This is a genomic window from Pseudomonas sp. CFBP 13727 (assembly GCF_014841915.1).
GTDB classification, from domain to species: domain Bacteria; phylum Pseudomonadota; class Gammaproteobacteria; order Pseudomonadales; family Pseudomonadaceae; genus Aquipseudomonas; species Aquipseudomonas baltica.
Window position 1 is genome coordinate 514,872 of the sequence record NZ_JACYUT010000001.1, and the last position, 11,686, is coordinate 526,557.

Genomic DNA, 11,686 nt, shown 5'->3' on the forward strand with positions numbered 1-11,686 from the left:
TTCACTGGCTGGCCTTGGAAGCAGGGCCAGACGGGAAATCGAACGAGTTACCAAGTCTGAGGAATCATCATGGAAACCATCATCAGCGGCGAATGGAAAGGCCACCTCGGACGAGGCCTGGCGCCCAAAGAGCTGCAGTACTGCATGTCCGTCGCTGCTGGTATGACGGCCAAGGAAATCGCCAAGGTGTTCGGCATCTCGCCGGGCACCGTGAAGAAGCGCCTGGACGTGGCCATGTTCAAGCTCGGCGTGCACCGCCGGGCCGCGCTGGTGGCCGAGGCAATGAAGCGCCAGATCATCTCGCCGGTGTGCATCCTGCTCGCCGCGCTCATCACCATGCACGCGGTGGCTGATGATCATTCAATGCGCCGCGACCGCCGCGCCCCGGACCGCCGTACAGCCGAAGTACGTGTGATGCGCAAGACCGAGGCTTTCCAATACTGCGCTTGAAAGGTGCCGCTGCCTATCCATAGCGGCCTACGGATGGAGGGTTGAGCCATGAAGCCATAAACCAGCGCCCGCCCAGGGCAGCACGCACCGCTCTCGTAGGGTGGTACCACTTGAGCACAAAGCCCGGCATGTCCGGGCTTTTCTTTGGCCGTCGATATGAGCCAGCACCCTGCCCCAGGCTCCTGACCAATGCCTTCAGACAAGGAGAAAGACATGCACCCTTTGATGCATCAGCGCGTAACCGTCCTTGAGGCCGTGCGCGCTCGAATGAACACCGCCACCGTCGACCTCTTCACCCGCATCGGGAGACGCTCACCAGTGCAGCAGATTCGCTATCAGATCGTGGGCAAGGGCCCAGGCGCCTTCCAAGTCACGGAGCGCTCGACCGGCCAGGTAGTTGGCGAGCGGGACACTTGGAAGGAAGCGAGCAACTTCGCTCAGGAGATGGAATCGCGCGCTGACGCCAAAGCGCTGATCGATGGCTCCGGGTTCGAATCCTGAAGTGTTTCGCCAAGACGCTAAGCCGGCGGCGACGCCTGGCCTGGCTGGATTTACTGACGGGCGACTGTATGCAAAAGATCACTCGAAACCACACGAACCATCGCTGCGGCGCCAGCCACCAGCGGGCAAAGCTCACTACTGAACAAGTATCCGCCATGCGCGCCGAGTACGAAGCGGGCGTTGGTGGTTACGAATATCTGGCGGCCAAGTACGGCTGCGGTGTTTCCACTGCTCGGGACATCGTGAAGTACCGCACCCGCTGGGCTAGCTGAACAACGAGGAACCTATGCCCGCAAGTAAAAAACCCACCAAACCCCAGCTCGAAACGCTCGAGCACATCCGTCAGTACATTGCAAAGCACGGTTACTCGCCTACCCTGGCTGACCTTGCCGAACTCGCCAGCGTGCGCCAGAACTGTATTGCTGAGCGCCTGGGCGCCTTGGTCAAGTTCAAGCTGATCACCAAGACGCCGGGTATCGCGCGCAGCATACGTCCGGTAGAGCGGGCTGATGATTCAGCAGGATGCGGGAGATGGGGTTAACTCCGCATCACACTCGCGATGATCAAAACGATTAAAAATATGGCTAATCCAATAACCATCGCGCAGACGCCGATCTGCTCGAGAAATTCCTTGTCGGCCGCGTCCTGAGCGGACTTTTTACGCTCGTATGCCATCTTTCCAGCCATAACCCTGCGCGGGTTTTTGAGTTCGTCAGGTTTGCTTGAGCGCCCCATTTACTGCTCCTAAAACCGGTCCTAGCGCCGGATCAACCGTAATACCTCAACCCAAACCAAATTGCCACCACCGATCACGGCGGGCGGCGCCTGCAATGGAGATTGCCATGAGCAGCTACTTCTACAAGACCACCGCCCCGGCCGTGTTGGCCTCGATCCAAGCCTGGGACGAAAAGCGGGCCGAGTTCGATGCCAAGCGCGAGAATTTGAAGAACGTCTTCGGCGGCCCCGGCTCGCCCATGCATTCTGGCAACGACAGCTACGTCGGCGGCGTGAAGATCAGCGCCAGCCAGGACCTGGACGTGCACTGGCGCCGACCAGATGACTACGGTTACCGCGCTTTGCGCAGCGCTGCGAAGCCGGGGAAAGGCGCCACCAAGGAAGCGCGAGCAGCTTACAAGGTCGAGCACGAAAGGCTGCAAGCTCTGTGGAAAGAGCATTGCCCCGACAGTATCAGCAAGGATGACGTATGGAAGGCGATCGGCATCGACTGGGGCAGCGTGTGGCTGTCCGGTGGCGTCTTCTTCCAACATGAAGGCGTAGTCTATCTGCACCTCGGCTTCCAGCTCAAGGCCGACGGTTCACAGGCTGAGGGTGCAGTTGAAATTCTTTCCAGTGAACTTGAAGCGGCGCGACAGGCAGTACTCCAAAAGTGCGAAGCTGCCTAAATCTCGCCCAAGATTCGGAGCGTTGAAACCCCTGCATGCAGTTCCAGGGGCTTTGGACCCGATGCTGGGCTTTCACTCCGCAAACTGCCGTAACAGCGGCCTCTGACAGGTTTTAGATCAGATTAACAATTATAATAATTAGTTAAAACCTACCAATAGACTAAATAACTTTAAAGTTTCCTCTAAGATTTTAACGCTACTCACAAGCTTGGTGAAGCGTACGCAGACTCAAATAACTTCTTTACGACGCTGTATATCCATATCATTGATCAGCACACCCATCTCCTTATTCTCATCGTGAAGTTTTCGCAACGCATCTTTTGTCAAACTGCCTTTAGCCATTAGCCTGAACAGCTCGGAGTGGTAATGAACAAACAATACTACAGGAGGGACGGGGCCGCCCTTGCCAGTTTTGAAAGCCAGCTCAATCAGATCGTTACGATCCCTCATCGCTGACTCCATAACAATTTTCGTCATCTCTCTACGGTGTTGATACCTATTCTGAATCCAAATTCCGGCCAGTGAACTTGCCGAGCCTGCCAATGCTCCTATCAAACCTGCAATCCAAGCTTCCAAGCCGCACCTCACGAAATGTTCACAGTCGAATCAGACCTGCAGAAGTTGATTTAATAGTAAATTACCACCTAGCGACTAAACCCTAAATCAGACGGTAGGACTATAATTTTATCACTTTGATCGGTCGAGACTTTTGGGCCGGTATTCCAACGCATCCTCAGCGCCTTCGAACAGACTATCAGGATTTACATAGGTGCCAGGTGAAAACGGTCTCATTGAGGTCTCCTCGGCAGCTAATGTATTCATGAACCCGGTTATGAAAGCTGCAAACTCAGTCATCGGTGGCAGGCTTCCCGAATTCGCTACACCGTGCCAGCCGTCATTCCAGTGCCAGTATCCCTTCCCGAGAACGCACAATACAGTTGCACTTGGGTAATCACTTGGGTCGTATTTAAGATAGCGATCTATCTCCGAACCGGAAATATCGGAAGAGAATGCAAACAGAACAGTTGCAGGCAAGTGGCCAAAGTATTCTACGCCATCAACCACCCTAGGGTAGGAGCGAAGTTTCTTCACAGACTCGAATTTTTTCAAAGAGTCTTTTATTTCAGTGGCATTCAATGTCGACTTTACTTCAAAAACATAACGTACACATTCAACTGGAAAAAGCCCGAGCTCAGGCGCGAACATTATAGGCGGCGCTGCTTTCTTTTGATAAACCACCAAATCCAACTGATCAGTAATCTGACGAAAAGTATCTATGACTTTCCCACTACCGCAGTTAAAGCTATGAGTCAAAAAGGGCGAAATACAGTTTCTAAGCGCGATCTCCCTTATTTGCCCAGCTAAACCGTGATGTTCTAAACCGTGCGCAAGTATATCCGCTTCGCGCTTAGCTGCGGCAACCTTATCAATAATATAATCAAAATATTTTGTCCGCATCGTTTTTCCTCCGAAGCTGCATAAATCTTTGAGCACTATAGACAAAACCGTAACTCATGCAGGCCATTCCTAGACCTAACTATCAGAGCTATTGGTATTTATGGTTATTGTCATAAATCTCTTCAGGAGAAGGCATCTTTGCTATGCGATCTGCTGCTTTCTGTAGCTCTCGTCTAACGACAGCTAAGTAGTCAGCGCAATTGCTTGCTTGCTCCCTCCATTGGCTTACTAGGAATAAACGTTGCATTTCGATCAGTTTGGGCCACTTCCCTTGAGACATGACCACCTCTACATCACGCGTTAGAACATCGATGATTCCGAGCGCGATTGCTAACCGTCCGGCGCATCCGTTAGGGAGGATGAACAGGTCCTGCAGCACGTCGACATTTATTGAGTTTGCTAGCGAGCCAATCCGCACTATACGCGCAGCATGGCTTTGATCGGATGAATGCTCGGCATCGTTGTAGAAGGTGTAGCTGACCATCTCAGATCTCAGTCCCTCTTCGAGAGCTTTGACTGGCTCAATTAATCGCGAAGCAATCAGGTCTGCTTTCTGCCGGTGAACTTGCTTACCCTTCCACGCCGAGACCACTGGGATACCCAAAGCAACGATAACCGCACCAAGCGTCCCAATCGCCGATGCCACCTCCCATGCATTCGACATCTTAATCTCCCTGTTTCAGCGGCGCACTTGGTTAAATCGTTACACAAATACCCTACTTCCACAAATCACGCCACTGGCGAGGATCTCACATGTCTGCGCATCAAAAGAAAAAACACCTTCTCGATTTCAAAATCCAATACGGCCTTGGCTTCGATCCGCAAGATGACGAGATTGTGGTGGATTTCTTCTGCGGCGGAGGCGGCGCCGGTACCGGATTGGAAATGGGGCTGGGCCGAGCAGTGACCGTGGCCAAGAACCACAACCCGGCAGCGATCAGCATGCACACCGCCAACCACCCGGCTGCACGGCACTATGCCACCGACGTGTTCGAGGGTGATCCAGACGGGGAATGCGGCGGCCGCGCCGTGGGCTGGTTCCACATGAGCCCTGACTGCACGCATCACAGCCAGGCCGCTGGTGGCCAGCCGCGTAAGCGCGAGATCCGCAACCTTTCGTGGATCGGTTTGAAGTGGGCCGGCAAGAAGCGCCCGCGTGTCATCAGCCTGGAGAACGTGAAGCAGATCCTGCAGTGGGGCCCGCTGATCGCCAAGCGCGAGAAGGTCACCGGCCGGGTGATGAAGTTGGGCGGCCAGGTCGCCGCTCCGGGCGAAGTTGTGCCGGTACACCAACAGTTCCTAGTGCCCGACCCCAAACGCCGCGGCACTACCTGGCGCCAGTTCGTCGCACTGCTGGAAGGCGTGGGCTACGCCGTCGAGTGGCGGGTCATCAAGGCCTGCGACTTCGGCGCACCTACCAGCCGCGAACGGCTGTTCATGATTGCCCGGTGCGATGGCCAGCCCATCGTGTGGCCAAAGCCAACGCACGCTCGCAAGCCCGCCAAGGGCCAGCTGAAGTGGCGCACCGCCGCAGACTGCATCGATTGGTCGGTGCCGAGCAAAAGCATCTTCGGCCGCAAGAAGGATTTGGCCCCGGCCACGCTTCGCCGGGTTGCCAAGGGCATGAAGAAGTTCGTGATCGACAGCCCCAGCCCATTCATCGTGCCGATCGCGAACTGGTCGGGCGAGCTTGCCCAGTCTGCCCATGAACCGCTGCGCACTGTAACGTCGTGGCCACGCGGCGGATCATTCGCCATGGCCAGTCCTATCATCGCGCCGGCCACGCATCAGGGTAGCGACCGGGTTAACGACCTGGGGGAGCCGCTGCCGACAGTTACATGCGCCAACCGCGGTGAGCTGACGCTGATCAGTCCGCTGATGGTAGGCGTCGGCGGGCGCGCCGGGCAGACTGAGCCCCGCCCTGGGAACGAGCTGGCCTACACAATCACGGCCAAGGCCGACACCGCGATCGCTGCCGCAAACCTGGTGAAGTTCCGATTTGATGATGCCCGCAAGGCGCTCGATGAGCCTCTGCCAACCATCACCAGCGGCGGCAACTACCAGCGCACGGCCGGCGCCGCGCACGCCATGGGCGTGTGCACGGCAGTCATGGCCCAAATGAACGGTGGATTCAACACCACCGATGCCAAGCCAATGGACGAGCCGATGACCACGGTCACCAATACCGGCAGCCAGCAGCAGCTGGTCACCGCCAACCTGGTGCACCTGCGCGGCAATTGCGATGCGCGGGACACCGCCGACCCGCTGCACACGATCAGCGCCGGCGGTACCCATCACGAACTGGTAACAGCCTTCATGGAGCGCCAGTTCGGCGCCAGCGTCGGCCAGGCTATCGACGAACCCGCACCGACAATCACGGCAGACGGTGGCGGCAAGAGCTCGCTGGTGGAGCTGAAGCTGTCGCCCGAGCATGAAGAAGGCGCGCTGCGCGTTGCGGCGTTCCTGATTAGCTATTACGGCACAGAGAACGTCAGCGGCTGCAGCAACCCGGCGCCGACGATCACGACCAAGGATCGGCTTGCGCTGGTAACCGTCATGGTCAAAGGCACCCCCTATGTGATCGTCGACATCTGCCTGCGCATGCTGCAGCCGCATGAGCTGTACCGCGCCCAGGGCTTCCCGGCTGACTACATTATCGACAAGGGTGCCGACGGACGGAAGTTCACGAAGACAGAGCAGGTGCACATGTGCGGCAACAGCGTCAGCCCACCGCCAATGGCCGCACTTGCTCGAGCAAACGATCCATGGCGCGCCGCGGCGCGGGAGGCGGTAGCAGCATGACCGTCATCATTGCCCAGTGCTTCATCGTGTGGCTCTGCCTGCAACTTCCTCTGGGCATGATCCTCGGCCGCTACATCGCAAGCGCCGACGTCATCGCCAAGTAACCCCTTCCCTCCCATCTATGCAGCCTGCCGGTGATCAGCGGGCGGAGCTATGCCATGACAAAAGATGAACTCGAAGGGCTGCCCGAAAAGATCCGGATAGCCGTGGCCGCAGGCGTCGAGGCCGCTAACGCTCAGCCAGACGATGGCGGTAGCGCAAATATTGATCGCGTTGTGATCCCGATGCGCCGGGTGCGTGAATCCACAATCGCAAAACACGGCTTGCCTGGCTATCTCTCTGCGCCCAGCCGCTGGCACGGACGAGCGCTTCACCTTGATACGCCATTTAGGGGCCAGGGGAATCGTCGCTATGCCGGCGTCCAGGCCATGCACAAATCGCTGCAAGCTCAGGGCGTCAACTGCTACGTCTATTACCAGATCGATTAACCCCTGCTACCGCCAAGCGCGGCATGCCTTCAACTATGGGCGCCGACTGCCCGAGTGCGGGCCGAAATTCAATTGGAGAGGTACCAAAACATGAGCGCAGAGCGCGAGGTGGCCGTTGTCCACGAAATGGACAAGGTATCAGAAGAGAAAATGGCGGACCTGCTGGGCACCACCGTATATGCGTTGCGGGCCAGGCGTGCACGCCGCCAGATCCCCATGGGAGTGTGGATCAAGCAAGGCAGCCGAATCATCTACAGCATCAGGAGATACGAAGAATGGCTGGAAAGTCAGTGGGTATGCCCCGAGGGGTGGAAGTCTTCCGGAACGCTCTCCGTGTCCGCTTTACCTACAACGGGGTCCGGCGCTGTGAAACGCTCCCCTATCCCCAGACACAAAAAGGCATCGCAGCTGCATCCAAGCTTCGCGATCAGGTAGTCAGCCTCATCAAACATGGGCTGCTTGATGACGACAAATACGCCGAGCTGTTCCCCGGCTCGGCAACCGTCTCCGGAAGCGCGCTCAGCTTCGGCCAATATGCCCAGCTCTGGTTGGATAGCCGGGAGATCACTGCGGGCACCAGGAACAATTACAAAGGGGCACTGAACCTATACTGGGTCCCGCGCTTGGCACTGGTCCGGATCGATCTGATCACCCCTACCCTGATCCGTACGATCATCACTTCTACAGCCTGGGCTTCGCCTGGGGTGAAGCGCAACGCTCTTACTAAGCTTTCCACAGTGCTGAAGTCGGCCGTCTCCGACGGGCTGCTTGCGAAGAACCCCGCCGACTCAATCGAACTGCCAAAGCGCAACCGCAAAGAGATAGACCCATTCACGTTAGACGAGGCGACCCGGATCATTGCCCAGCTCTACGCCCACAGGCACTGGCCTGGAACAATCTACGCAGCCTTCTACGAGTTCGTCTTTTTCACGGGACTGCGGCTCTCTGAAGCACTTGCGTTGCGCTGGGATGCGATCGATTTCAACAAAAAGATCGCTCACGTCTGTCGGACAGTCGCCTTGGGAGAGATCGAAGAGCGCACGAAAACCGGCGGCGATCGGTTCGTATTGCTGAACGATCGCGCGCTTCATGCCTTGGAGTTCGCGCGAGATTATGCAGAACGTCGGAAAAGTGGAGTTGGTAAGGTGCTTGAGACTCCCTACGTTTTCCCCCCCTCGAAGAACGGAGAGTACGTAAAACAGACATCGGACATCCACAAGCAGTGGCGTCCAGCCCTGCTGGCGCTGGGAATTCGCTACCGGCCGCCATACAACTGCCGCCACACCTATGCGACAATATGCTTAATGTCCGGTTTGAACCCCGCCTTTATTGCTCAGCAGCTCGGCCACAGTGTGCAGATGCTGCTGTCAACGTATGCGCGATGGATCAACTCAAGCTCAGATTGGAGCGAGATGGAAAAGCTCCAAAATGGTATCAAATCGGTATCAGCTGAAACCACCGCTCCCCAAGTTATTGATAGGTAAGCTCTTTGATCTCCACAGCTAACATCACCATGCAGTTTGGCGCCAAGCCGCTGTTCGAGAACGTTTCCGTGAAATTCGGCAACGGCAACCGCTACGGCCTGATCGGCGCCAACGGCTGTGGCAAGTCGACGTTCATGAAGATCCTGGGCGGCGATCTGGAGCCGTCGGGCGGGCAGGTCATGCTCGAGCCGAACGTGCGCCTGGGCAAGCTGCGCCAGGACCAGTTCGCCTACGAGCACTTCACGGTGATCGACACGGTCATCATGGGCCACGAGGAGCTGTGGAAGGTCAAGGCCGAGCGTGATCGCATCTACTCGCTGCCGGAAATGAGCGAGGAAGACGGCATGGCCGTCGCCGAGCTGGAAACCGAGTTCGCCGAAATGGACGGCTACACCGCCGAGTCCCGTGCCGGCGAGCTGTTGCTGGGCCTGGGCATTCCGCTGGAACAGCATTTCGGCCCGATGACCGAAGTGGCGCCGGGCTGGAAGCTGCGGGTGCTGCTGGCGCAGGCGTTGTTCTCGGATCCGGAAGTGTTGCTGCTCGACGAGCCGACCAACCACCTGGACATCAACACCATTCGCTGGCTGGAAAACATTCTCACGGCGCGTAACAGCACCATGATCATCATTTCCCACGACCGGCACTTCCTCAACAGCGTCTGCACTCACATGGCCGACCTGGACTACGGCGAGTTGCGCCTGTTCCCCGGCAACTACGACGAATACATGACCGCTGCGACCCAGTCGCGCGAGCAGTTGCTGTCGGACAACGCCAAGAAGAAAGCCCAGATCGCCGAGCTGCAGACCTTCGTTTCGCGCTTCTCGGCGAACGCCTCCAAGGCCAAGCAGGCCACCTCGCGGGCCAAGCAGATCGACAAGATCCAGCTGGCCGAGGTCAAGCCCTCGAGCCGCGTCAGCCCGTTCATTCGTTTCGAGCAGAACAAGAAGCTGCACCGCCAGGCGGTCACCGTCGAGCGGATGTCCAAGGGCTTCGACGGCAAGCCACTGTTCGAGAACTTCAGCTTCGTGGTCGAAGCAGGCGAGCGTGTAGCGATCATCGGCCCGAACGGGATCGGCAAGACCACCCTGCTGCGCACCCTGGTCGGCGAGCTGACCCCGGACGCGGGCGCGGTGAAGTGGACCGAGAGCGCCGAGCTGGGCTATTACGCCCAGGACCACGCACACGACTTCGAAGACGACATGAACCTGTTCGACTGGATGGGCCAGTGGACCCAGGGCGAGCAGATGGTACGTGGCACCCTGGGCCGGATGCTGTTCTCCAACGACGAGATTCTCAAGTCGGTGAAGGTGATTTCCGGTGGTGAACAGGGGCGCATGCTGTTCGGCAAGCTGACCTTGCAGAAGCCCAACGTGCTGCTCATGGACGAACCGACCAACCACCTGGACATGGAGTCGATCGAGGCACTGAACCTGGCGCTGGAGAACTATCCGGGCACGCTGGTTTTCGTCAGCCATGACCGCGAGTTCGTGTCGTCGCTGGCCACCCGCATCATCGAGCTGAGCGCCGATGGCGTGATCGATTTCAGCGGCACGTACGATGATTACCTGCGCAGCCAGGGCGTGGTTTTCTAAGGGTTCAACGCATTTCGACCCACATACCCCCGGACGCGGATCACGCGATCGCCGTAGCAGCGGCGCGAGCCGCGTCCGGGGGCATCGCGTTTATCCTGACACACCGCATGTGTCGCCGACGCGACTTGCGCCGCTGCTACAACGGTTGCGGGCGGCCGAGGAGGAAGCCTTGGGCGTTGGCGGCGCCCAGGCGTTTGAGTTGCGCCAACTCGGCTTCGGTTTCCACGCCTTCGGCAACGATCACACTCCCCGTCTCGCGGGCGAACGCGATCAACGCCGACGCCATGGCGCGTCGCTGGAAATCCTGGTCGATGCCACGGGTCAGGCTCATGTCGAGCTTGATGATGTCCGGACGCAGCTGCAGGATGTGCCGCATGCTGGCATAGCCGGCGCCGGCATCGTCGATGGCCACGCGCACACCCCGCAGCCGCAGCGGCTGCAGGGCCACTTGCAACGACGCATAGTCCTGCACCACCGCATGCTCGGTGATCTCCAGCACCAGGCGCTCGGCCGGGTAATTCTTGAACAGACCCAGCAATCGTCCGCTGAGCACCAGCTCGGGTGAGCAGTTGATGCTCAGGTAGGTGCCCGGCGCCAGCCGCGCCAGACCGGCCAGGGCCACAGCAATGGCCAGGCATTCCAGTTCCTTGCCCAAACCGACTTCGGCGGCCTCCTTGAACCAGACGTCCGGGGTGCGCGCCGGTTGGCCGTTGAAGCGCGACAGGCATTCCCAGCCTGCCACGTGCATGGTGTGCAGGTCGTAGATCGGTTGATAGACCACGCGTGGCTGCTGCGACTGGATCACGTCCAGCACGCGCAGCGCCTTGTCGTCATGATCGCGGACCATTTGCAGGTCGGACTCCAGGCGCTCGGCAATCAGCTCGGCGAACACCTTCATCATCTTCAGGTCGCGTTCGGTCAACCCCGGATCCGGTGCGTGACTGAAGCAGCAGAACGTCCCGTACAGGCGTCCATCACTCAAATGAATGGGCACGCTCATGTGCGCACCGATTGGCAGGCCGGGGGTCTGCGGTATGGCCATCGCAGCCGGCAATTGACCGGTATCGCGGATAAGCCCGGGCAGTTCGCCGCTGACCACGCCGCGACAGTAGCCGGCGCTCATCTCCAGCACATCGCCGGGGCTCAGGGGTATCAACGCCGCCGCGTCGACGTGGGTGAACACGCGGTCGGTCTGGCGGAAATGAGAAACGAACGCTACATCCATGCCCAAGTGCGTGCGCATGGCGCGCAACACGCGATCCACACAGCCTGCCTCGGTGGCAGACAACGGCTTCAGCGCAACCAGGTCCATCAGGTTATTGGCTGTCATGACACACTATCGCCTCCTAATGTGATAGTGCCATCAGTGTAGATGCAGCTCCCCCCCTGCATTCAAGTAAAAAACGACGAGTTGCCCAACGGTAGGTCCGCGTCGAGAGTTGGGGTGTGGCCAATTGCGCCGACCCGGCGCAACTTGCCGTGCCACGGGTGGCGACGCTGCTACACTG

14 protein-coding genes are annotated in these 11,686 nt (G+C 58.4%); 9 read left to right on the plus strand and 5 right to left on the minus strand.

Annotation, left to right across the window (positions count from 1 at the left end):
• Positions 1-69: 69 nt before the first annotated feature.
• From IFT76_RS02205 to IFT76_RS02220, 4 genes are all read left to right on the plus strand, one after another.
• Positions 70-450, plus strand: coding sequence for a helix-turn-helix transcriptional regulator (locus IFT76_RS02205; protein WP_192057286.1), 381 nt, complete (start codon positions 70-72; stop codon positions 448-450).
• Positions 451-663: 213 nt separating this feature from the next.
• On the plus strand, positions 664-951 hold the full coding sequence (locus IFT76_RS02210; protein WP_049859330.1) for a hypothetical protein: 288 nt from the start codon (positions 664-666) through the stop codon (positions 949-951).
• Between the two features lie 68 nt (positions 952-1,019).
• The gene (locus IFT76_RS02215; protein ID WP_192057287.1) at positions 1,020-1,223 is read left to right on the plus strand and encodes a hypothetical protein; all 204 of its coding nucleotides are present in this window, start codon (positions 1,020-1,022) and stop codon (positions 1,221-1,223) included.
• A gap of 14 nt (positions 1,224-1,237) precedes the next feature.
• Complete coding sequence (locus IFT76_RS02220) at positions 1,238-1,492, plus strand: LexA family protein (RefSeq protein WP_192057288.1); 255 nt, start codon at positions 1,238-1,240, stop codon at positions 1,490-1,492.
• On the opposite strand, the gene IFT76_RS02225 is transcribed toward IFT76_RS02220, so the two are convergent.
• Positions 1,489-1,686, minus strand: coding sequence for a hypothetical protein (locus IFT76_RS02225; RefSeq protein ID WP_192057289.1), 198 nt, complete (start codon positions 1,684-1,686; stop codon positions 1,489-1,491). The two genes, IFT76_RS02220 and IFT76_RS02225, sit on opposite strands and share 4 nt — an antisense overlap.
• Positions 1,687-1,793: 107 nt before the next feature.
• Here IFT76_RS02225 and IFT76_RS02230 point away from each other — a divergent pair, with 107 nt between their 5' ends.
• Complete coding sequence (locus IFT76_RS02230; protein ID WP_192057290.1) at positions 1,794-2,354, plus strand: hypothetical protein; 561 nt, start codon at positions 1,794-1,796, stop codon at positions 2,352-2,354.
• Between the two features lie 228 nt (positions 2,355-2,582).
• Here IFT76_RS02230 and IFT76_RS02235 read toward each other — a convergent pair whose 3' ends face one another.
• From IFT76_RS02235 to IFT76_RS02245, 3 genes are all read right to left on the minus strand, one after another.
• Entirely contained in the window at positions 2,583-2,930 is a 348-nt protein-coding gene (locus IFT76_RS02235) for a hypothetical protein (protein WP_192057291.1), read from the minus strand.
• 111 nt (positions 2,931-3,041) lie between these two features.
• A complete protein-coding gene (locus IFT76_RS02240; protein WP_342365569.1) occupies positions 3,042-3,848 on the minus strand; it encodes a DUF6602 domain-containing protein in 807 nt (268 codons plus the stop codon).
• A 52-nt stretch (positions 3,849-3,900) separates the two neighbouring features.
• Positions 3,901-4,476, minus strand: coding sequence for a hypothetical protein (locus IFT76_RS02245; RefSeq protein WP_192057293.1), 576 nt, complete (start codon positions 4,474-4,476; stop codon positions 3,901-3,903).
• An 89-nt stretch (positions 4,477-4,565) separates the two neighbouring features.
• Here IFT76_RS02245 and IFT76_RS02250 point away from each other — a divergent pair, with 89 nt between their 5' ends.
• From IFT76_RS02250 to IFT76_RS02265, 4 genes are all read left to right on the plus strand, one after another.
• Positions 4,566-6,614: a DNA cytosine methyltransferase gene (locus tag IFT76_RS02250; RefSeq protein ID WP_192057294.1), complete on the plus strand. Its 2,049-nt coding sequence runs from the start codon at positions 4,566-4,568 to the stop codon at positions 6,612-6,614.
• A gap of 158 nt (positions 6,615-6,772) precedes the next feature.
• Positions 6,773-7,102 carry a hypothetical protein gene (locus tag IFT76_RS02255; RefSeq protein WP_192057295.1) on the plus strand — a complete coding sequence of 110 codons (330 nt, stop codon included), beginning with the start codon at positions 6,773-6,775 and terminating at the stop codon, positions 7,100-7,102.
• A 275-nt stretch (positions 7,103-7,377) separates the two neighbouring features.
• The gene (locus IFT76_RS02260; protein WP_192057296.1) at positions 7,378-8,586 is read left to right on the plus strand and encodes a tyrosine-type recombinase/integrase; all 1,209 of its coding nucleotides are present in this window, start codon (positions 7,378-7,380) and stop codon (positions 8,584-8,586) included.
• Between the two features lie 5 nt (positions 8,587-8,591).
• On the plus strand, positions 8,592-10,178 hold the full coding sequence (locus IFT76_RS02265) for an ABC-F family ATPase (RefSeq protein WP_122478465.1): 1,587 nt from the start codon (positions 8,592-8,594) through the stop codon (positions 10,176-10,178).
• A 136-nt stretch (positions 10,179-10,314) separates the two neighbouring features.
• On the opposite strand, the gene IFT76_RS02270 is transcribed toward IFT76_RS02265, so the two are convergent.
• Positions 10,315-11,508 carry a sensor domain-containing phosphodiesterase gene (locus IFT76_RS02270; protein WP_122478467.1) on the minus strand — a complete coding sequence of 398 codons (1,194 nt, stop codon included), beginning with the start codon at positions 11,506-11,508 and terminating at the stop codon, positions 10,315-10,317.
• Positions 11,509-11,686: the final 178 nt, after the last annotated feature.

Excerpts from the sequence above, each read along its gene's own strand:
- IFT76_RS02215 (WP_192057287.1), top strand. The coding sequence starts at position 1,020 with ATGCAAAAGATCACTCGAAACCACACGAACCATCGCTGCGGCGCCAGC.
- IFT76_RS02260 (WP_192057296.1), top strand. The coding sequence starts at position 7,378 with ATGGCTGGAAAGTCAGTGGGTATGCCCCGAGGGGTGGAAGTCTTCCGG.
- IFT76_RS02255 (WP_192057295.1), top strand. The coding sequence starts at position 6,773 with ATGACAAAAGATGAACTCGAAGGGCTGCCCGAAAAGATCCGGATAGCC.
- IFT76_RS02225 (WP_192057289.1), bottom strand. The coding sequence starts at position 1,686 with ATGGGGCGCTCAAGCAAACCTGACGAACTCAAAAACCCGCGCAGGGTT.
- IFT76_RS02220 (WP_192057288.1), top strand. The coding sequence starts at position 1,238 with ATGCCCGCAAGTAAAAAACCCACCAAACCCCAGCTCGAAACGCTCGAG.
- IFT76_RS02210 (WP_049859330.1), top strand. The coding sequence starts at position 664 with ATGCACCCTTTGATGCATCAGCGCGTAACCGTCCTTGAGGCCGTGCGC.
- IFT76_RS02230 (WP_192057290.1), top strand. The coding sequence starts at position 1,794 with ATGAGCAGCTACTTCTACAAGACCACCGCCCCGGCCGTGTTGGCCTCG.
- IFT76_RS02245 (WP_192057293.1), bottom strand. The coding sequence starts at position 4,476 with ATGTCGAATGCATGGGAGGTGGCATCGGCGATTGGGACGCTTGGTGCG.
- IFT76_RS02205 (WP_192057286.1), top strand. The coding sequence starts at position 70 with ATGGAAACCATCATCAGCGGCGAATGGAAAGGCCACCTCGGACGAGGC.
- IFT76_RS02250 (WP_192057294.1), top strand. The coding sequence starts at position 4,566 with ATGTCTGCGCATCAAAAGAAAAAACACCTTCTCGATTTCAAAATCCAA.
- IFT76_RS02270 (WP_122478467.1), bottom strand. The coding sequence starts at position 11,508 with ATGACAGCCAATAACCTGATGGACCTGGTTGCGCTGAAGCCGTTGTCT.